Origin of the sequence: Vibrio sp. B1FIG11, from assembly GCF_905175335.1 — a bacterium.
GTDB lineage: Bacteria > Pseudomonadota > Gammaproteobacteria > Enterobacterales > Vibrionaceae > Vibrio > Vibrio campbellii.
The window spans coordinates 452,185-471,947 of record NZ_HG992752.1 but is presented as its reverse complement, the minus strand read 5'-3'; the positions used below and the strand labels follow the sequence as shown (position 1 = coordinate 471,947).

The 19,763-nt window shown below is 45.4% G+C and carries 17 protein-coding genes and 1 pseudogene; 12 read left to right on the top strand and 6 right to left on the bottom strand.

Annotated elements, in window-relative coordinates; genetic code table 11:
• Nucleotides 1-22 precede the first annotated feature (22 nt).
• Both KHO06_RS19045 and KHO06_RS19040 read right to left on the bottom strand, forming a co-directional pair.
• Nucleotides 23-826 carry a MerR family transcriptional regulator gene (locus KHO06_RS19045; RefSeq protein WP_162092277.1) on the bottom strand — a complete coding sequence of 268 codons (804 nt, stop codon included), beginning with the start codon at nt 824-826 and terminating at the stop codon, nt 23-25.
• A complete protein-coding gene (locus tag KHO06_RS19040) occupies nt 816-1,766 on the bottom strand; it encodes a DUF523 and DUF1722 domain-containing protein (RefSeq protein ID WP_005432198.1) in 951 nt (316 codons plus the stop codon). Before KHO06_RS19040 ends, KHO06_RS19045 begins: the two co-directional genes overlap by 11 nt.
• Nucleotides 1,767-2,160: 394 nt before the next feature.
• Between KHO06_RS19040 and deoD the strand changes: the two genes are divergently transcribed.
• From deoD to KHO06_RS19020, 4 genes and pseudogenes are all read left to right on the top strand, one after another.
• A complete protein-coding gene (gene deoD, locus KHO06_RS19035; protein WP_005375140.1) occupies nt 2,161-2,871 on the top strand; it encodes a purine-nucleoside phosphorylase in 711 nt (236 codons plus the stop codon).
• 68 nt (nt 2,872-2,939) lie between these two features.
• A pseudogene (locus KHO06_RS19030) lies at nt 2,940-4,410 on the top strand (lactate dehydrogenase).
• 169 nt (nt 4,411-4,579) lie between these two features.
• A complete protein-coding gene (locus tag KHO06_RS19025; RefSeq protein WP_182052468.1) occupies nt 4,580-6,064 on the top strand; it encodes a hypothetical protein in 1,485 nt (494 codons plus the stop codon).
• Nucleotides 6,048-7,631, top strand: coding sequence for a GGDEF domain-containing protein (locus KHO06_RS19020; RefSeq protein WP_212583142.1), 1,584 nt, complete (start codon nt 6,048-6,050; stop codon nt 7,629-7,631). The genes KHO06_RS19025 and KHO06_RS19020 overlap by 17 nt, the downstream gene beginning before the upstream one ends.
• Before the next feature lie 82 nt (nt 7,632-7,713).
• On the opposite strand, the gene KHO06_RS19015 is transcribed toward KHO06_RS19020, so the two are convergent.
• Nucleotides 7,714-8,604, bottom strand: a complete 891-nt coding sequence (locus KHO06_RS19015; protein WP_212583141.1) for a DMT family transporter — start codon at nt 8,602-8,604, stop codon at nt 7,714-7,716.
• Between the two features lie 146 nt (nt 8,605-8,750).
• On the opposite strand from KHO06_RS19015, the gene KHO06_RS19010 reads away from it, so the two are divergent.
• From KHO06_RS19010 to KHO06_RS18990, 5 genes are all read left to right on the top strand, one after another.
• Nucleotides 8,751-9,137, top strand: a complete 387-nt coding sequence (locus tag KHO06_RS19010) for a DUF3302 domain-containing protein (RefSeq protein ID WP_005438987.1) — start codon at nt 8,751-8,753, stop codon at nt 9,135-9,137.
• The gene (locus tag KHO06_RS19005) at nt 9,137-10,267 is read left to right on the top strand and encodes an HlyD family secretion protein (protein ID WP_038891523.1); all 1,131 of its coding nucleotides are present in this window, start codon (nt 9,137-9,139) and stop codon (nt 10,265-10,267) included. The genes KHO06_RS19010 and KHO06_RS19005 overlap by 1 nt, the downstream gene beginning before the upstream one ends.
• Before the next feature lie 310 nt (nt 10,268-10,577).
• Nucleotides 10,578-11,126, top strand: coding sequence for an ECF-type riboflavin transporter substrate-binding protein (locus tag KHO06_RS19000; RefSeq protein WP_005432209.1), 549 nt, complete (start codon nt 10,578-10,580; stop codon nt 11,124-11,126).
• A gap of 6 nt (nt 11,127-11,132) precedes the next feature.
• Nucleotides 11,133-12,914 carry a DUF3744 domain-containing protein gene (locus tag KHO06_RS18995; protein ID WP_212583140.1) on the top strand — a complete coding sequence of 594 codons (1,782 nt, stop codon included), beginning with the start codon at nt 11,133-11,135 and terminating at the stop codon, nt 12,912-12,914.
• Entirely contained in the window at nt 12,911-13,750 is an 840-nt protein-coding gene (locus KHO06_RS18990; RefSeq protein ID WP_212583139.1) for an energy-coupling factor transporter transmembrane component T, read from the top strand. The genes KHO06_RS18995 and KHO06_RS18990 overlap by 4 nt, the downstream gene beginning before the upstream one ends.
• A gap of 104 nt (nt 13,751-13,854) precedes the next feature.
• Here the strand turns inward: KHO06_RS18990 and KHO06_RS18985 are convergent, their stop codons facing one another.
• A complete protein-coding gene (locus KHO06_RS18985; RefSeq protein ID WP_212583138.1) occupies nt 13,855-15,036 on the bottom strand; it encodes an MFS transporter in 1,182 nt (393 codons plus the stop codon).
• A gap of 335 nt (nt 15,037-15,371) precedes the next feature.
• On the opposite strand from KHO06_RS18985, the gene KHO06_RS18980 reads away from it, so the two are divergent.
• Together KHO06_RS18980 and KHO06_RS18975 are read left to right on the top strand one after the other, a co-directional pair.
• Complete coding sequence (locus KHO06_RS18980) at nt 15,372-16,118, top strand: metalloregulator ArsR/SmtB family transcription factor (protein WP_038891516.1); 747 nt, start codon at nt 15,372-15,374, stop codon at nt 16,116-16,118.
• Nucleotides 16,119-16,921: 803 nt separating this feature from the next.
• On the top strand, nt 16,922-17,167 hold the full coding sequence (locus KHO06_RS18975; protein ID WP_212583137.1) for a hypothetical protein: 246 nt from the start codon (nt 16,922-16,924) through the stop codon (nt 17,165-17,167).
• A gap of 60 nt (nt 17,168-17,227) precedes the next feature.
• Here the strand turns inward: KHO06_RS18975 and napH are convergent, their stop codons facing one another.
• A complete protein-coding gene (gene napH / locus KHO06_RS18970; protein WP_212583136.1) occupies nt 17,228-18,082 on the bottom strand; it encodes a quinol dehydrogenase ferredoxin subunit NapH in 855 nt (284 codons plus the stop codon).
• A complete protein-coding gene (napG, locus tag KHO06_RS18965; protein ID WP_212583135.1) occupies nt 18,082-18,852 on the bottom strand; it encodes a ferredoxin-type protein NapG in 771 nt (256 codons plus the stop codon). Before napG ends, napH begins: the two co-directional genes overlap by 1 nt.
• 407 nt (nt 18,853-19,259) lie before the next feature.
• Between napG and KHO06_RS18960 the strand changes: the two genes are divergently transcribed.
• On the top strand, nt 19,260-19,760 hold the full coding sequence (locus KHO06_RS18960) for a GNAT family N-acetyltransferase (RefSeq protein ID WP_010645171.1): 501 nt from the start codon (nt 19,260-19,262) through the stop codon (nt 19,758-19,760).
• Nucleotides 19,761-19,763 lie beyond the last annotated feature (3 nt).

Genomic DNA, 19,763 nt, shown 5'->3' with positions numbered 1-19,763 from the left:
CCTCTCCTTACCTATTATTGGGCTAGTTAGCGAAGTGCAGTTTCTCGATGACTTCAGAAAATTGAACTTGCTCGGGTGCTCGAGTTTGCAATGCGGTTAACGCTTCTACCTGTTTGATCGGCAGCGCTTTGTTCGAGAAGAAATGCACTTGCTGATAACGAGCAAGTACATCATGCCCAATCAAACCAGACACATCTTCGACTTTGTCGATTAAGGTGATGTGGTAGCCTTGTTCACACAGTTTTGCGGCTTGAATCCAGCTCTCTGAGTCACGAACTTGCTCGAAGCTCACCAGCAGACATTTCCCTTTAGACGCGGCTTTATTCTCTGAGTCCACCACTAGGGCGAGGCGAGTGATTAGACACGTTTGGAACAAACCAAGTTGCAATGAACGCAGCGAGACTTTCACTAGATCTAATGCTTCAAACACTGGATTGATCAGCTGTTCAATCACAATATTAAGTGGGTATTCTTTTAATACGTTAGACAAGAGCGTTTCCGTTTTGCCACGATTAAGCTCCGACAACGCTTTCAACATCACTTCAACTTCTTCCAAACGCTGGTTGTCTGTTGACACATCAACGTCTGACTCTTGTCCTAGCAGTCCCTTCACTTTGCCGATAGCAACGCCCTTAGCTAACCAGCCTTGAATCTCTCGTATTGTGTCCAAATCTTGCTGACGGTATAAACGATGCCCTTTTTCAGTTCTTTGCGGTTGGATCAAGTTATAGCGTCTTTGCCAAGCGCGCAGAGTAACGGGCTTTACACCCGTTAACTCAGATACATCTCGAATCGCGTATAGTTTTTCTTCTTGGCTACAATCCATAACGAAGTCTCATCTCCTGTGGGTATGGTTCTAGATATTTCTGTTTTTGTAAGTACGCATCTGGGTACGCGTTGAGATAGTGCTTAATTAACGTTAGCGGCGCAAGCAGTGGTAATAACCCTGTGCGGTAGTCACTGATCACGGTCGCAAGTTCTGCTTTCTCGTCAGAAGTTAATGAGCGTTTAAAGTAGCCTTGTAAGTGCATCAACACATTGGTGTTATTTTTGCGGCTGGCACGGTTTTGTAGTGCTTGCATCAAGCCCAGACGGTATTGGCTGTAAAACTCATCGATTTCATAGTTCGCTACATCAGCTACCAATCGACCAAGAGAACGGTACGACTCTGGGTGGTGCGCCATCAGCGTCAGCTTGTAGCGCGAGTGAAACTCGATAATTTTGCCGCGGGTTGGCTCTCCATCCATCGACTCATAAAAGTCGTTCAAACAGTAAACGCGAGTGATGAAGTTCTCTTTTAATACCGGATCGTTCAGGCGACCGTCTTCTTCTACTGGTAACCACGGCATTTTTTCCATTAACGTTTTGGTGTACAAACCAACACCTTCTTTTGCCGCATTGTTTTTGCTGTACACCTTTACACGTTCCATACCGCAAGTCGGCGACTTAGCGCAAACGATGTAACCGCACAGTTGCTCACCTTGTAGTTCGTTCACTTTATTTTCTGAATAAGCGAGCATGTTGTCTGTGTGGTCGTTGTCAGGATTTTTTGTCTCGACCAATGCAATACGTTCTTCATTGCTGACTAGGCGGATAGTCGGACGCGGCACAGACATGCCTACACCAACTTCAGGGCAAACTGGCACAAAGCTGAAGTAGCCGTCTAATTCCTTCGTTACGAAGTTGCTGATTTTATGTCCCGAATCGAAACGTACTCGTTCTCCAAGTACACAAGAGCTGATACCGACTTTGATTGAAGATTCCATAACGAAGCATCCTATACAAAATGTTTTGTTGTATAACTTATAGCAAGTCAATTAACATTGTACAAGAAAATAAATTGTACAATTTAACCGTTTTACTCATTCATACAGGATTTAGATCAGACGATTTGAAGAAAAAATTTGAGGGCGATATAGGGATTTTGTGCACGCAATCGACAAACTGCTCAAAAGCAAATCGATTGCCTTTTGCTTTCAACAGATTTAGTTATCAACAGATTATTTAAACACTAGAACCGACCGTTTTGTGACTTAACTCTCAAGTCCCCTTGCCCTGTCCCGATATTATGGCCTCAACGAAAACGAACAAGTTCAACAGAATTGGTAATAGCATCTATAATTGATGCGTTTTACCTGAACAAAACTTTGGAGAGCACTTATGGCAACCCCACACATTAACGCACAACCAGGTGATTTCGCTGAAACAGTTCTAATGCCAGGCGACCCGTTGCGCGCTAAATACATCGCAGAAACGTTCCTAGAAGATGTGAAACAAGTTTGTGACGTTCGCAACATGTTCGGCTTTACTGGCACTTACAAAGGCAAAAAAGTTTCTGTAATGGGCCACGGTATGGGTATCCCATCTTGCTGTATCTACGTACACGAACTAATCGCTGAATACGGCGTGAAAAACGTTATTCGTGTAGGTAGCTGTGGTGCAGTACGTGACGACGTGAAACTAATGGACGTTGTTATTGGCATGGGTGCATCTACAGACTCAAAAGTTAACCGTATCCGTTTCAACAACCACGACTTCGCAGCAATCGCTGACTACGGTCTTCTTGAAGAAGCGGTAAACCAAGCGCGTGCTCAAGAAGTTCCAGTAAAAGTTGGTAACGTATTCTCTGCAGACCTGTTCTACACACCAGAAGCAGACATCTTCGAGAAGATGGAAAAACTAGGCATCCTAGGTGTAGACATGGAAGCGGCTGGTATCTACGGCGTAGCTGCAGACCTAGGCGCGAAAGCACTAACTATCCTAACGGTTTCTGACCACATCATCCGTGGTGAAAAACTAAGCTCAGAAGAGCGTCAAAAGTCGTTCAACGACATGATGAAAGTTGCACTAGAAACAGCAATCAACATCTAAGAAACACCTAAGTAGTAAATTGCAGCCGGAGCCTGACCGGCTGCACGAATTATCCCGAGGGGGCGATTGTGTCTAACGGCGAACTGCCAAGGGACGCAGATGGGTTACAACTCAACTTTTGTAAAACATTGGCGTGTGACAACTTTGGATTGAGTGATGCGAAGCGGTACGTTTTGCAGCATGCTAACCCTAAACGTCCGGCGATGGTATGCCGTGAATGTGGAGCTTTCCCCCCCCTTACTTAATAACCGCGATGTAGTGAACGAACTTCATCGTCTGCGTCACGTTCATAGTGACGGGTTACCTGCTTGTCGTAATGATGATTGCGACAACTTCGGACTTTCTGTCCACACGCACAAACACCTCTATCACGCTTTCGGTTACAGTGGCGATCGCCAACGTTACCGCTGTAAAGTGTGTCAAAGTACCTTTGTCGATAAATGGTCTGGTGCCAACAAAAAGCTTCAATTTCAAGAGAATTTGATGGGCTTATTGTTTACTGGTTATTCCGTTCGAGAAATCTGCCGTAAACTCAGCATCAACCCAAAAACCTTTTACGATCATGTTGACCATATCGCCAGCCGTTGCCGCCGTAAATTGGCGACGATAGATGCTCGTTGGGTTAACCATGCAAAGCATTATGAACTGGCATCAAACTACGTCGCTCTGCAACCAAACAGCAACAATGGCGTGTATTGGATTGCATCGGGTGAAGCGCATTCAGGCTACATTCTGTGTCAGCATGTGAACTACTCTTCTGATGATGAGCCAATCGCTGTTCTGGATCACAACCCATACGATGAGGTGTCTCGTTTTGTTTCGCAAGAATACACTGCAGAAGCAAGCGAACCGCCACCAACGCCATCTAAGAAGCTACGTGAACGCATCGATCAGAAGTACCAAACTATCTTGGCCCGTGGCAACGTAGAAGACCCATTGGGGAACCTTTCTGTCTTCCACTACCCATCAAAAGGCGCATTGATTCGTCCGCCTTACACCTCTTATGCACACTACCTCCATGTGTTGGATATGTGTTGCCCTGAAAAGCGTGTTTCTATCTACATGCCTCAAGATCCCCTGCTCCGCTCTGCTGCGTTGAGCGTTTGTTTATCTCGCATTAAAGAGAAAAGCGTCGATCTGATGTATGTCGAAGAAGACGCGATTTGGGACATGAACGCGCCATTTGGCAAAGTGGATATTGCCTACATGAGTTGGTGGCGTGACCGCTGGGCGATCTCCAGCCAATACGAGTGCAACAAGGGTATCTGTTATTTAGCTGGCGACAGAAATGAGCCGGAATCGTGGTTCAATGTGGCCACAACTCGCCATATCCAATTCTATCAAAATCGTTTTCAACTGCTGTTTGAAAGCTTTATCAACGAGCCACGTCGCAAATTGCGTCCTGCAGGCATATTGCCTCTTTTAGATATATTCAGAGCTTGGCATAATTTGTGCTATCAGGATAAGCAAGGACTTACTGCTGCTCAAAGGCTCAAAGTCACCGACGCACCACTCACGATCAAACAATTGTTATCATGATTATTTAACAGTTTACTCATTTAGAAGTGGTAAATAAGCGCGGAGCGCGGTATACATTACGGAATCCGATACCTTATTGGTGTGGCTGTTTTCTACACCGCAATGATATACGCATCTAACCACTTGTTTTTAGGTGTAAATTCCAGTTCGATAGTCATGGATGTGAACGTTGGATAAAAGCCAAATTCAGCTCGAAGCCGAGCTCAACGCCCTTGAAGGCCAGATAAAATCTGATCCTGAGCGAGCATTTCGAATCGCGGAACAATGCCGCATTCGTTCAGAGCAAATTCTATTTGTAGATGGTGAGATTCGAGCGCTTATCGCGATGTCTAATGCTTGCTGGTGTAGCATGGATTATCGACATGGCTTAAAGCTGATCAAAGACGCTTACAACCTCCAAATTCAACTTGATACTGACGATCACCTTCCAAAGATCCTTCATTTATTCGCCTTGCAGTATTGGGGACAAGCCAAATATTACTCTGCACAACAATACTGGATTAATGCCCTAGAGCAATCGGCTTTGGTCGACGATATCGAGATCCAAATCGAAGCATTAATTGGCTTAGGCAATGTTTGGCGAATCACCAACGAACACAAGCTTGCCGCCTCTACGCATGAACTCGCAGTGAAAGTGGCAAACAATGTCCGTATTGCTTGGCTAGAAGGCAAAGCCCGAATCCTGCTCGCGTGGGATTACTACTTGCTGAACAATTTCGTTGAGATGTTGAGTGTGCTTGATGGTGCAACAGAAGTACTCAGAGATCACGACGACAGCACTTGGCAAGCAGAGATCTGGGATTTCAAAGGCCTTGCTTTGCTAGGATTAGAGCGACTTGATGCGGCAGAAGAAGCCACACAAAAAGCTCACCAGCTTGCGATAGAGCAAGACCTGACATGGATGAAAGCGCATTCCTTTATCAGCCGTGCAAGACTGGAATTACTACGTAAAAACACAGAGAGTGCAGCAAGCTTGCTGCAATTAGCCGAGCAATCAGCACTCGCGTTCGATAACGGCGAACTGCTCAGCCAAATTTGTTTCCAACAATCACGTGTAGCCGAAGAGCAAGGCGATTACGAGCTTGCTTTCCAAGCGTTCCAAAAATACCGTCGACACGCACTTAAGATGCTCAAAGAGCAAACTCATCGTGTCAGTATGGACAAAGCGCGAGGCTCTAAACGCCAACTCGAACAACGCGCGCGAAAACTCATTAACCGTATTCGTGCCCAACATGAATACGATCCAGAGAAACAGTTCTCAAACGTGGTGTCAGAGACTTACTGGTGGGAACAACTGGTTCTATTCAAAACCGAGCTAAAACACTCCAACCATGCTGTGATCATGATCCGTCACTCAGATCCGGCCTTCCTAGACATCTGTACTGAGTTGGTCCATTCGCTCACTACATCTAGCGATCTTATCTCTCGCTTGAGCAGCGACCGCTTAGCAATGTTGATTGCAGAAAAGGACCAAGCAGCCGAAGAGCTCTACCGCACCGTTTGCGCTATGTTAGACATCTATCCATGGAAACGCCGTGGTTTAACTGGCCCTAAACCAACACTTTATCTACAGGACATCCTAACCTTCCCGTTCACCTTAGAGCAGTTGGAAGAGAGCCACATTGAGGTAATGAAGAATGGAACAACTGCTTAGTAAGGTGACTGATGCTGGCATGGATCCCTCTTCCGTTGCCGGTGAAGAAGCGCTAATCCTATGGGAACACATCCGTCTGCATATCGCCTCGACCAACCAAGAGAAGGCGCACTGCTACATCATCAGCGCGGAATATCGAAGTAAGATTAAACAGCTACAAGAGAGCATTGAAGAACTGCGTCATGCACTCGATTTACTTAAACTGCCAGAAGACGTTGAGGATATCCTCTCTGTCAAATCCAGCTTGAGTGACCGATTGGTAGAAAAAGGCGATTATAACTCTGCACTCACCGAGTACATTGCTTCCACCAACATTGCCGTCGAATACGGTTATATCGATGAGTATGTTCTGGCAATCATCGGCATGGGCAACCTTTGTGACGCGTATGGCGACCACAACCGCGCTCTTCGTTACTACCAAAAAATCGATGCGATTGACCATGCCATCGGCAGCCGTTCATTGAGATTACGCTATAAGCTGTACATGCTAGCTTGTTATATCAGTTTGCAACGTATAGGCGCGGCGACGGACCTCTTGAGCGAATGCGAAGAGCTCAGTATCCTCGTCAGCGATAAAAACCTGACTGGGCAAATTCACTTATACCGAGCTAAGTTGCTTCGACTGCAAAAAGAGTACAACAAAGCACTACTTGCTATCTCTCAGATTCAATACGCAACAGGTAAACAGCATACTGTTTGGCTCTCGACCATGGTAAAGATCGAGACGGCTTACTGTTTGAATGAAGTTGGTCATCAATCATTATCAAACCTATTGTTAGCTTCTACGGGGAAGCGTATTAATGAGCAAACATCGCCTTTGATCGCGAATCGTTTTTATAACGCGATGAGCCAAGTGTGTGCTTCTCAAGGCTTGTTCAAAGAAGCGCTCAACTACGAGAAAAAAGCCTTCCGAGTCGAATCTGATTTAGTGAAACATATTCCGATCAGTGAACTTGGCCCAGCTCAGCTGCGTCGCTTGAGTCGATTTGAACTACAGCTCAAGTTGATCCTTTCAGAGATTGAGAACAAAGAGCTCAAAGAAACCACTAAACAACACAAAAACACCGTTGCTCAGCTTCAACAAGATGTCTTTACCGACCCGTTAACGTCACTCCACAACCGTCGTTGGCTAGAAGTGAAGCTGAAAGACTTGTTGCTGCACGATACGCCATTTGCCCTAATGGTGATCGACATTGACCACTTTAAATCCATCAATGATGAGCTTAGCCACTTAGTGGGCGACAAAGCCATTGTGAACGTCTCCAAGGAGCTTTCTGGGTACTTCAAGTTCCGTGGTTCATCGTGTGTACGTTTCGGTGGCGAAGAGTTCTTGGTGATTCTAGAAAACACCGAGGTTGCCAAGGCAGAAATGCACGCCGAAAACTACCGCGAGCGCATTTACCAGTTTGGTTGGCATGAAATCTTAGGCGAGCGTGGCTTGACCGTCTCCATCGGCATTACCTTACATCGGGAGGGTGAGAATACTCAGCGCACCTTCTACCGTGCCGACAAAGCTCTATACCGCGCGAAAGCCAATGGTCGAAACCAAGTGTGTACTGAGCTATAAGCCAGATTTTCAATCTATAAAAAACGCCCCAGCTCAAACTGGGGCGTTTTTGTATATTGCTTCAACTAACTAAGAGAATGCTTTAAAGAAAGAACAGCGAAATGCCACCGAGCGCGACCAATGTTCCAATCACGCTCTTCGCTCCTACCTTTTCACCTTTCATAGCGTAAATCACCAAGATAAACAGTGGGCTAGTGGCGATTAAGGTTTGTGCTATCGCTGGGTTGGCGTATTTCAAAGCGATTTGTTGTAGCCAAAGCGCGAGGAAAGTACCGACGAAAATCGCTAATAACAGCCATCCCATCGCCTTATTACCCATCTCTTGAATGTGCTGTTTGATGCATTTGAACGGCGCGGGCTCAACAACTTTAATTACCAAACAAACCGCAACCACACCAATGCTGAGTCTGATTAATGCCCCCAATAAAGGTGGAAGATCCCCTGCCACCAATGCATAGTGAGAAATCACCACACCCGTTGCTTGGCATACACTCGCCAACAGACCAAATCCGATACCACTCCAATTGGTTTCTTCACCTGTTGAAGAGGGCTGAAAGACAACAAAAGTGACTGCAGCGGTCGTCACTACTACACCAAGCCAACTTTGTAACGTCAGCTCCGAGCCGAGAAATACCAACGCAAGCACGCCAGACAACGGTGGAGCAAGGGACTCCAACAATAACGTTTTATTTGGTCCGATACGTTTTAGCGCGGAAAAGTAAGCGCTATCACCAATGGCAATACCAATGACACCGGACACTGCTAATACAGCAAGGTGAATAGGTTCGATTTGGCTTGGCAGACCTTGGGGGAGAAAAGGAATCACGACCAACATCATCATCGAGGCGATCACCCCTTTGACAATGTTAAGTTGCATGGCAGAAAAACGATGGCTGAATTGACTGTATATCCAAGTCGCACATGCCCAAACAATTGCAGCGCTGATCGCTGCAATCTCACCAGAATATAGCACTGTTTACTCCTTCGTATTCCATGCCGTATCTCTCAATAACTGTGAATTGAGCTATAAATAACTTGATTCACTTATTGTTCTATCAAATACTTAAACAGTTAATTTACGTAAGTTTTTCTATTTAGCAACAAGCACAGGGAAGTAAGATGTTTCTAGACTATTTTGCACTTGGGTTACTCATTTTCGTTGCTTTGGTTATCTTCTACGGAATCATCGTGATTCACGATATTCCTTATGAAATAGCAAAAGAGCGCGAGCACCCTCACCAAGACGCAATACACTACGCAGGCTGGGTTAGCCTTTTCACACTTCATGCACTTTGGCCATTCCTATGGATCTGGGCAACGTTGTGGCGCAAAGAGAGAGGCTGGGGCTTCAAGCAACTCGAACAAGAAACACATGATATCCATCATCGCCTTGAAGAGCTAATTGATGAAGTCAATGAATTGAAAAAAGAAGTCTCTACGCTGAAAGGTGAAAAGCCAGCATCGAGCACTCCAGCACAAAAAGAACAAGGTAAGGAGGAACAATAATGGATTTACTACTGGTTCTGACTTACGCCGCGCTATGTATCGCGATTTTCAAAATCTTTAATATCCCATTGAACAAGTGGACAGTGCCAACAGCCGTACTCGGTGGTGTGGTGTTGGTCGGTACACTTATCTTATTGATGAACTACAACCACCCGTTTACTCAAATTGGTAACCAAGTGTTCTCAACCACCCCTGTTGTTTCAGGCGTTCGTGGTCGAGTCATTGAAGTTCCGGTTCAACCAAACCAACCGCTGCAAAAAGGTGATGTACTCTTCCGTATCGATCCGATTCCATTCCAAGCGGAAGTAGACAAGCTACGAGCGAAAGTAAAAGAAGCAAGCCAAGGCGCACTTGGTCTTGAGTCTAGCGTTCAAGAAGCAGAAGCAGCGGTCATCAAAGCGCTTGCGGAACGTGATAAAGCGCAACGCGAATTTGATCGTTACCAACGTGGTTTCGATCGTGGCGCCTTCACCGAGCAACAATTAGATACTCGTCGCCAAGCGTTCAAGGCCGCGCAAGCAGCACTAGAAGTGGCGCAATCAAAGCAAGAACAGGCGCAAATCGCGCTCGATTCTGAAGTGGGTGGCGAAAATACTCAAGTGGCATCTTTACTCGCGGAGTTACGCCAAGCAGAGTTCAACCTAGAGCAAACCGTCGTAACCGCACCAACGGATGGCTATGTAACGCAATTGGCACTGCGTCCAGGTGTGATGGCTGTACCTTTGCCGCTCGCACCAGTAATGACCTTCGTCCATACCGAAGACAAGCTTTATACGGCAGCGTTTCGTCAGAACTCATTGCAACGTCTAGAGCCAGGGTTTGAAGCGGAGTTTATGTTCCGTGCATTACCGGGCAAGGTGTTTAAAGGTCAAGTGGTCGATGTGTTGCCAGCCATTGGTGAGAGCCAATTCCAAGCGCGAGGCTCACTGCTTGGAACAGAAGCTCTGCGCACCAGCGGTCGCGTGTTCGTGACATTAAAAATCACGGATGACCTAGAAGAGTATCATCTGCCGATGGGTACAGCGGTTGAAGTCGCCGTTTACTCCGATAGCTTTACCCACGTATCTATCATGCGCAAAGTCCTTATTCGTATGAAGAGCTGGCAAAACTACCTATACCTAGACCATTAATTTATAGGTGAAAAAACCATCACAAGGTGTAATCAGGGGCTGACAGTCAGCCCCTGTTTTCATTCTAGCCATCCAGACAGATAGCATTCCCACTTTTATCAATATTCTGTATAATGCGCGCCTTATTTTTGATGCTTGCTGAAAAACTAAGCCAGTCAATGAGGTGCGTGAATTCAGTCACACATTTCTTGAAGAAAAATAGAGCAAACAATAAGCAGCTTGGTTGTTTCCAAACTTTGTTACACAATCAGCGCTGCAAAACAAAGCAAGTGAACGTTCTTTAAAATCGACAATTGAACTGAGGTTATCTATGAATCTTTCTGCTAAAACCGTGGTGGTTATTGCAATCGGTGCTGCACTATACGGCATCGGCGGTTTGCCAATGTTTGGCATCCCTGTGTTTGCAAATACGACGCTGAAACCAGCAATGGCGGTATTGGCATTGTTCTCAGTATTATTCGGCCCTCTGGTAGGCTTCTTGGTTGGCTTTATCGGCCACTGGGTTACCGACCTATTTGCAGGCTGGGGCGTATGGCTCACTTGGGTACTTGGTTCAGGTATTGTTGGTTTAATTATCGGTCTTTTCCCTTCTCTGACTCGCAACCGTTTAGAGAAAGGTGACTTCAATATGAAAGACTTCGCGTTGTTCGTGGTGCTTGCTCTGTTGGGCAACGTATTCGGTTATGGCTGTTCAGCCTTCCTAGACACCATTTTGTACGCAGAACCGTTCACTAAGGTATTCACACAGTTGTCGATCATCGCGCTGGGTAACACTATTCTTATTGCTATTGTGGGCTTCTTCATTCTTAAGTCTGTCGCAAAACGTAACAAGCAAAGCCGCAACTTAACAGAGGCTTAATGTCGAATGACAATCGAATTTTCTAACTTCTCTTTTAGATATGAGTCGCTGGACAAACCGACGCTAAAAAATATCAATCTAAGGATAGAGAAAGGAGAGAAAATCGTCATTATCGGTCCAAGTGGTAGTGGTAAATCTACCCTTGGCCAATGTCTTAACGGACTGATCCCACACGCTATCAAAGGGGAAACCAGTGGCAAACTGACCATCAATGGTCAAGACACCGCCCCTTTTGACATGCACCAATTCACCGAACAAGTTGGTACCGTACTGCAAGATACGGACAGCCAATTTGTTGGGTTGAGCATTGGTGAAGACATCGCATTCGCGTTGGAAAACCAATTGATGTCTAACATCGACATGTACCCTTTGGTCAAAGCTACAGCCAAAATGGTCGATTTGGAACAGATGTTAGATCGCTCTCCTCACGATTTATCTGGTGGTCAAAAGCAGCGCGTTTCTTTGGCGGGTATTTTAGTCGATGACGTCGACATCTTACTGTTTGACGAACCACTTGCTGCCCTTGATCCGAAAACGGGTAAGAAGACCATCGAGATTATCGATGAGCTGCACCGTGAAACGGGTAAAACCATCATCATTATCGAGCACCGTCTTGAGGATGTTCTGCACCGCTCTGTTGACCGCATCATTCTAATGGAAAGCGGTGAAATCATCGCAGATACCACACCGGATGAGATATTGGCATCCCCTCTTCTCGAGGAATACGGTATTCGTGAGCCACTGTACCTTTCCGCGTTGAAAGAAGCAGGCTGCGCGATTGAAGGCGATGCAAAACCATCGAGCTTAAGCACATTGCCATTGGCGCAATACCAAACCGCCGTCAGCACATGGTTTGAAGCCTCAAAAGCGACCAACGTTGAAAAGCAAGCCGAGACTCTTTTGGCTGTTCGTAACCTTACCTATTCCTACGATGGTGAGAAAAACGCGCTTGAAGACGTTAGCTTCGATGTAAAACGCGGCGAGTTCGTTTCGGTTTTGGGTAAAAACGGTTCCGGCAAATCCACCATCACTAAGCTTGTGATGGGCGTGATTGAACCAGACCAAGGTTCGATGATCTTGAACGGCCAAGACTTAAACGAGCTAACCATTTTCGAGCGCAGCCAAAAGGTTGGCGTGGTAATGCAAAACCCAAATCATATGATTTCGCATCACATGATTTTCGACGAAGTGGCTTTCGGCCTGCGTAACCGTGGTGTTGAAGAGAAACAAATCGAAGCGAAGGTATTGGAAGTCCTTGAGCTGTGTGGTTTGAGCAAGTACCGCCATTGGCCGATTGAGGCCTTAAGCTACGGTCAGAAGAAGCGTGTGACGATTGCATCGATTCTTGCCTTAGAGCCTGAGCTTTTGATTCTGGACGAGCCTACTGCAGGTCAAGATTATCGTAACTACACATCAATGCTGAGCTTTATCGAGGAGCTTAATCGTGAACTTGGCATTACTGTAATGATCATCTCTCACGACATGCACTTAGTCTTGGAATACACCACTCGTTCCATCGTGATTGCCGACAGCAAGTTGATTGCGGACGCGCCAATGACTGAGGTGTTTAGTTCCCCAGCACTGTTAGACCAAGCGAACTTGGCGACAACTAGCTTGTATGAACTGGCTACTGAGTTAGGCATTGAGAACACGAACGACTTTATGCAGCACTTTATTGACGTTGAAAAAGCGCGCCGAGAGCGTGATAACAAAGCCGATGTACAACCTTCAGAAGCTCAAGATTCACAAAATAATGATGTTAAGAACATTGAGAAAGTAGTGGCATGAAAGACAACAAGATGAAGTTTGGTATCAACTACATCGATACCCAATCGCCACTGCACAAACTCAATGGCATCACCAAGTTTTTGATGTTCATTGCATGGGTAACGGTGGTACTTACGACCTTTGATTTGCGTATCATTGCTCTACTGATCGTTGTAGGTCTTGGTTTGTTAAAAATGACCAAGGTACCTTTCCATGTGTACAAGCCTTTACTGATCGGTACAGGCAGTGTTTTGTTGATTAATGCGTTGTTTATGTTCGCATTAGCACCGCAGCAAGGCAGTGAATACATGGGCTCGACGACGGTATTATTGTCGTTCCCGGGTAATTACTCACTCACCCAAGAGACCTTGTTTTATCTGGTCACCGTGACACTGAAATACTTCAGCATGTTCCCAATTGCTTTGGTGTTTGTGTTTACTACGCATCCTACTGAATTTGCAGCAAGTTTGAACCGCATGGGTGTGCCTTACAAAATCGCCTATGCAGTCAGTTTGACCTTGCGTTACTTGCCAGAAGTGAAGAAAGACTTCGTGAACATCATGCACGCTCAACAAGCTCGTGGTGTTGAACTGAGTAAGAAAGCGCCGTTGTTTACCCGTATGAAGAACGTTTCTAAGATCTTAGGCCCTTTGATTTTCTCTAGCCTAGATCGCGCCGACCAAATCTCTAACGCGATGACATTGCGTGGTTTTGGCCGTCACTCTTCTCGTACTTGGTACAGCCTAAAGCCACTGACCAAAGCCGATATGGTATGTATGGCCGGCATCGTCGTGATTGTTGCTGCAGCGATTAGCAAACGCGTTATAGACACTCAACTGTTTTGGTATCCGTTCTAAGCGAACCGGTCTCACGTTGAAAACCGAGTACAAAAATGGGATGCCTCTGCATCCCATTTTTAAAACCAGCTTTCGCGCTAAGCTATTGAGTAGTAATTACTAACTTAGTTCCATCTCAACACACGAGTCTCATTTCCCTCTTCCGGCTTAGCAGGAATGTTCAAAGAAAGCAGCAAGCTCACTGCAGCCATGGCTGCGCCAATGTAAAACACACTTGAAGGCGAAACCAACCAAATCACACCAAAGGTTACTGGAATCACGACAGCGGCAATGTGGTTGATGGTAAACGCCACACCCGCCGTTGATGCCATGTCCGCCGGATCGGCTATCTTCTGGAAGTAGGTTTTGATTGCAAGTGCCAAAGCGAAGAACAGATGATCGACCACGTACAGTGCTGCCGCCCACTCCGCAGTTTGTACTAAACCATAGCCAACAAAGACAAAGATCAGCCCAACGTATTCGAACATCAAGGCTTTGCGCTCACCTACGACACCGATGAAACGTCCAATACGCTTAGCGAAAAGAAAGTTAAACAAGTAGTTGATTAAGAAGAGAAGCGTAATATCTGCAGCTGAATAGCCAAACTTCTCCACCATCAAGAATCCAGCAAAAACCGTGAAGATTTGACGTCGTGCACCGCTCATAAAGGTCAACGCGTAGTAAAGCCAGTAACGCTTACGCAGAACAAGCTTCTTATTTTGTGGCACTTCGGTTTTGAATTCTGGGAACGCAAACGCCATGACCATAATCAACACAAAACCAATACCACCAGCCAATAAGTAGACGGTTTTGAATTCCAGTTTCAACTGCTCCAACAGCACCCAAATTGCACCGTATGTGAACAGTGAGGCTAAGGCTCCAACCGAAATGAACTTACCCAGCATTTCCGGCGCTTCTTCCTTAGAAAGCCATTGCAAAGACAAAGATTGCTTCAGTGTTTCGAAATAGTGGAAGCCAGTCGACATCAACAAGGTGGTAAAAAGAAGTCCAAACAAAGATGGGAAGTAACCTGTGATTGCCGTGCCTAGTGTCAGCATGGCGAGCGAGACCAACATAAAACGTTGCTCGCGGATAAACAGCAAAACAAACACAACAGTGAAAGCAAGAAAACCGGGAATCTCACGCACACTTTGCAGTAAACCGATATCGGCTCCATCAAAGTTGGCTTTTTCGATAACGAAGTTGTTCAGTAGCGCCATCCAAGTGGAGAAGGCAATAGGAACAATAATGGAAATCAGCAGAAGAAAGTTTTGTGGCGTTCTCCAGCTTTTCTGTGGCGTATTCATGACGAGTCCTTAGAATATGAAGCCGTCATCATACCGCCTAATGTAACAAATTCGCAATATCATTATAATTTAACCTTTCTTAGTACTTTCTTTTAATTTCATCAGGTTAGGTGAAAAAAATGACACAGAAAAAATTCACTACCTCCCATTTTATTTGATGATAATTAAAACAATTTTACAAGTTGAAAATTATGACCGCTTTACTTCATGTGAATCGTAGCCTGACCGCTCATAGGCCAAGGAAAGATACGTGCTTCTTGTTCAACTCTCAGAAGGTTATACTGTTGCGTATCCATGGTCATTTTGACGCAAGCCTCTGAAATCCATAGTTTGATATGATGAAAAAACAAGTCCTGTTTCTTTGCACCGGTAACTCCGCTCGCTCACAACTTGCCGAAGCGATCTTCAACCATATGGCAGGTGAAATGTTCCATGCCGAAAGCGCAGGAGTCCACCCAAGTGACGTCGACACAAGAGTGTTTGATGTATTGAAAGCGCATCAAATAAGTTATGAAGGACTTCGCTCGAAAGACTACGCAGAAGTGGAAAAGAATCACTATGACTTCGTCATTACATTGTGTGATAACGCCAAAGATGAATGCGTAATCTTCGACCAAGACATTGACCAATTACATTGGAATCTCGTCGATCCAAAACCGCTGGAAGGTGTCGAACCTTTCCAGAATACGGCAAAAGAATTGATTGAGAGAATCAGTCTATTTCTACTGCTCAACAGTGAAGAAAACCGCACACAAGTGGATCCGAGCAATTTCTTTAAGCTGATGAGCGATCCGCTGCGACTCAAGATATTGATGCTGTTAGAAGATGAACAAGATCTGACCGTAACCGATTTGAAAAACGCTTTGAATGAAAGCCAGCCAAAAGTCTCTCGCCACCTGGCTTTACTAAGAGACACGACATTCTTGAAAGATACCCGACATGGTCTTTGGATTCATTATCGCTTATCCCCATCTTTGCCTATGTGGATTAAGCATTTACTCCAAACCGTTCGCATTGGGAACCCAGGCATAATTAACGCAGAGAAGTCACGTTTAAAAGCCGCGCAAAACAACGAGCAATAGTCGCTTAGCTCTCTTTTATTTATCTCTCCCCCTCGAGGCACTGCGTAAAATTTTTATTGGAAGCAGTGTCTCCTTGTCATGAGCTCGTCAATTCTATGGTTTGGAATTAACCCAACACAACATAAGCAGCAACTCGTTGAAAAACAAAAACTAATTAAAGAAGTTACGTTTAATTTGGGTACAACCCAAAGCGCTTCAATTAGAGTGAACAGATTGAGTGTTTTTATGTTTAGCATTGACAAATTTAGTGTTATTTAGGATGCCTTTTTCACAGACAGCGAACGCGATATCGTTAAGAGGTTGCCACCACGTTCCCGACTCTAACTGGTGGCCACTTACTTGTAGCTCCACATAAGCCTTACCCACCTAATACTCCATAGGTGGGATTTTTTATCTGTCTCTCCCACCTGTAGGCATCCATGAATAACGAAATTTGGATGTGACCATTCAATTCGAAACCATTTCGATATTATCTAAGTCATCGCCGAATGATTGGCAACGCAAACCCTATTAATTTCACAAGGAAAACCAGTGCAAAGAAGAAAAATTGTTAAGGCCTTTCTTTGGGTAGTACTAGGAAGTTCATTCTTGTTGAAGCAAATTATCAGTATGGAATATCTGGTTCACTAACAAGTATGAAAAAGTGGCTCGAGGTGCGACCTCAAGAAAGCCTGACTTTCAAGGAAGAGAGCAGGCTTTCACCTTTCTAGACATCTACCCGAGTGACTATCTTGAAAATGCCTAAATCCTTTACAAGGCCGATGCTAAATTTAGCACCGAGTTGAGAGATTAGGATTCAAGAGATGAAATACGCATTTTCAGTGATATTACTGTCACTGCTTCCTGTAATTGCGAACGCTGGCATTGTTGACCCGAAATGTAGCCCTAAAAAACTGGCTAACGGCGTGACGAAGGTAGTCGGAAACCGCTGTACATTGGATGAAACGATCGCAGATACCACAAAAGAAGCACTAGGCGTCGATCATCGCGTTAACCCTAAGAAGCGACTAGAAAGAAAAGGCATCATTAAAGACGAAAAGTCGAACTAATTGCCGACTTTCCATCCCTTCCTAAAATGGCCAGTGGTTATCGACACTGGCCATTTGGTTTTAGTCGATGTTCTTCACGTTAAGCCAATTTTGAAATTCAAATACCTTCTCGGGACAAACATCTAAACAACGCCCACAACTCATACAAGTTTGATCCATCACGCGACGGTCGCCTTCTTTTAATGGTTGACGCAAAATCTCCGGCTCCGGGCAAACATAAAAACAATCCATGCATTTTGTGCAGTCTTCTCGGCGAACCGCGGTCACGCGCAGCAAACTCTTGCTGCCAATCACGCTGTACGTTGCCCCCAGTGGACACAAGTGACCACACCAGCCGTGCTCAACTAGCAATAAATCCAGCACAAACACCAATAAGATCAAAACCCAACCAGCGCCCATGCCAAATACTAAGCCTCGGTGAAGTGCAGCAACAGGATCTAACCATGTCCAAAGCACAGAACCTGAAATCGCACTGCCAAGCATTAGAGCTGGAATCAACCAATAGCGGATATTAGGCGACCACCGGTAGCTCGCTTTAAGGTTAAGTTTTCTGCGCAGCCACGCCGCAAAATCCGTCACAATATTCAAAGGACATACCCAAGCACAAAAAGCGCGAGGAGCAAGAATTGCGTAAAACACCAATACAATCGCAACGCCTAGCAAAGCGTTAAACTCAGGAACATGTCCTGTCGCCAGCGATTGAAGGACAATCAAAGGGTCACTCAGCGGCACCGTATTAAGCAGCATACTGGAAGACAAATTGCCTTGTAGAATGCCCCATGTTGGCCCTGCCATAAACAGAACAATGATAGTCAGTTGGCATAATCGACGTAGAATGAGAAAACGATGCGCACGCCACCATCCCAGTTTTTCGATGGCTTCTTTGCCAGCATCTTGCGCTAAGTTCTTGGCCATTATTGACTTCCTTTAAGCGACTCAAGCGCACCACTCGGTACCGGCGTTTCTTCCGGTAAGACGTTCTCTAATGGCTTGTCGATGTCTTGCCAGCCAAAATTGTAGTGACTGCCCACTTTGCCTTTGGCTAAATCTGTCGGCACGACTTTAATCGCCGCAACCTCTAATACGCAGGCTTGTTCGCATTTACCGCAGCCAGTGCATACGTCGGAGTTAACTGTTGGAATAAGCTTCGCGTGATAACCAGTTCTGTCATTACGAATATTTTCTAATGTAATGGCTTCATCGATGAGCGGACACACGCGGTAACAAACGTCGCAACGTAAACCCTGCCAGTTCAGGCAGGTTTCGTGGTCAATAAGTACAGCGGTTCCCATTCTCGCATCGTCGATGTCTGTTAAGTCATGGTCCAAAGCACCACTCGGGCAGGCGACGACACACGGAATGTCCTCGCACATTTCACATGGAATATCACGTGCAGTGAAGTAAGGGGAACCTGTTGCCACTGGCGATAATAAGCTGGCAAGTTTCAAGGTGTCGTAAGGGCATGCTTGGACGCACAAGCCACATCGAATACAGGCGGACTCAAAATCACCTTCTGGTAAGGCGCCGGGGGGACGAATGGGCACACCTTTAGTTTCTCGTGCTTGGCTTTGCAATGATTGCAACCCCAGAACACACGCTGCTGCACCAACACCAGCTGCGGTGCGCGCAGTGTCCCGCAAGAATCGACGTCGACTTTGCGAGACTTTTGATTGAGAGGATTTCATTATTGTATTCCTCAAACACGCTCTAATTGCTCTTAAATAAGTTAAGCATAAATAGCGCTAAAAAGACGTGCTCCCCATACCCCATAAGAGGTAACTCCAACCTGTCTTGATTAAAATCAACTCGTTGCAGATACCAACTTCACACTTTGATAAAAATGGGTTTATTTTGATGAATACAACTTCACCATTATTCTCCATAAAGGTGAATTTCTTTAGCACAAAAATTCAACAAAAAATCACTCTCATTGGTATTTCCAATGATAATTCACTATAAAAAGTGAAAGTTAGAGATGCGTAACATACTAATTTAAAAGCCATTTGAAGCGTAAAGATAAAAAAAGACTATTCAAAGTAACTTTCTCTCGTTAGATTGAATTTAATTCCAAATAACTACAAAGGAGAGAAGCATGGAAATTATCGTTCGTCCAACCACTGTTGAAGACGCTGCTGCGCTAGTCGAAATTTATTCGCAACCAAAAGCACAACGTGAAACCCTGCAACTCCCGAAGCCATCCGTCACCATGTGGGTCGACCGGTTATCCAACATGCCAGCTGGTGTGTATAGCTATGTCGCAGAAATCGATGGCAAGGTAGTAGGAAACATTGGGTTCCATCACTCACAACGTCCAAGAACTTCGCACACCGCATCATTTGGTATTGGTGTTCATGATAAGTACCACGGTTTAGGGGTTGGCAGTGCGCTGATAAGCACAGTGACGGAACTAGCAGATAACTGGTTGAATGTAAGACGCATCCAAATTGAAGTGAATACTGATAACGAAGCGGCGATTGGTTTATACAAAAAACACGGTTTTGAGATCGAAGGTGAGTTAGTTGATGCCTCTTTCCGAGACGGAGAGTTTATCAATACCTACAGCCTAGCTCGCATTCGAAAACCGAAAAACTAAACC

What these genes read in the sequence shown, in the direction of transcription:
- KHO06_RS19045 (WP_162092277.1), bottom strand. Translation starts at nt 826, where the DNA reads ATGGATTGTAGCCAAGAAGAAAAACTATACGCGATTCGAGATGTATCT.
- KHO06_RS19040 (WP_005432198.1), bottom strand. Translation starts at nt 1,766, where the DNA reads ATGGAATCTTCAATCAAAGTCGGTATCAGCTCTTGTGTACTTGGAGAA.
- deoD (WP_005375140.1), top strand. Translation starts at nt 2,161, where the DNA reads ATGGCAACCCCACACATTAACGCACAACCAGGTGATTTCGCTGAAACA.
- KHO06_RS19020 (WP_212583142.1), top strand. Translation starts at nt 6,048, where the DNA reads ATGGAACAACTGCTTAGTAAGGTGACTGATGCTGGCATGGATCCCTCT.
- KHO06_RS19010 (WP_005438987.1), top strand. Translation starts at nt 8,751, where the DNA reads ATGTTTCTAGACTATTTTGCACTTGGGTTACTCATTTTCGTTGCTTTG.
- KHO06_RS19005 (WP_038891523.1), top strand. Translation starts at nt 9,137, where the DNA reads ATGGATTTACTACTGGTTCTGACTTACGCCGCGCTATGTATCGCGATT.
- KHO06_RS19000 (WP_005432209.1), top strand. Translation starts at nt 10,578, where the DNA reads ATGAATCTTTCTGCTAAAACCGTGGTGGTTATTGCAATCGGTGCTGCA.
- KHO06_RS18995 (WP_212583140.1), top strand. Translation starts at nt 11,133, where the DNA reads ATGACAATCGAATTTTCTAACTTCTCTTTTAGATATGAGTCGCTGGAC.
- KHO06_RS18990 (WP_212583139.1), top strand. Translation starts at nt 12,911, where the DNA reads ATGAAAGACAACAAGATGAAGTTTGGTATCAACTACATCGATACCCAA.
- KHO06_RS18985 (WP_212583138.1), bottom strand. Translation starts at nt 15,036, where the DNA reads ATGAATACGCCACAGAAAAGCTGGAGAACGCCACAAAACTTTCTTCTG.
- KHO06_RS18980 (WP_038891516.1), top strand. Translation starts at nt 15,372, where the DNA reads ATGATGAAAAAACAAGTCCTGTTTCTTTGCACCGGTAACTCCGCTCGC.
- KHO06_RS18975 (WP_212583137.1), top strand. Translation starts at nt 16,922, where the DNA reads ATGAAATACGCATTTTCAGTGATATTACTGTCACTGCTTCCTGTAATT.
- napH (WP_212583136.1), bottom strand. Translation starts at nt 18,082, where the DNA reads ATGGCCAAGAACTTAGCGCAAGATGCTGGCAAAGAAGCCATCGAAAAA.
- napG (WP_212583135.1), bottom strand. Translation starts at nt 18,852, where the DNA reads ATGAAATCCTCTCAATCAAAAGTCTCGCAAAGTCGACGTCGATTCTTG.
- KHO06_RS18960 (WP_010645171.1), top strand. Translation starts at nt 19,260, where the DNA reads ATGGAAATTATCGTTCGTCCAACCACTGTTGAAGACGCTGCTGCGCTA.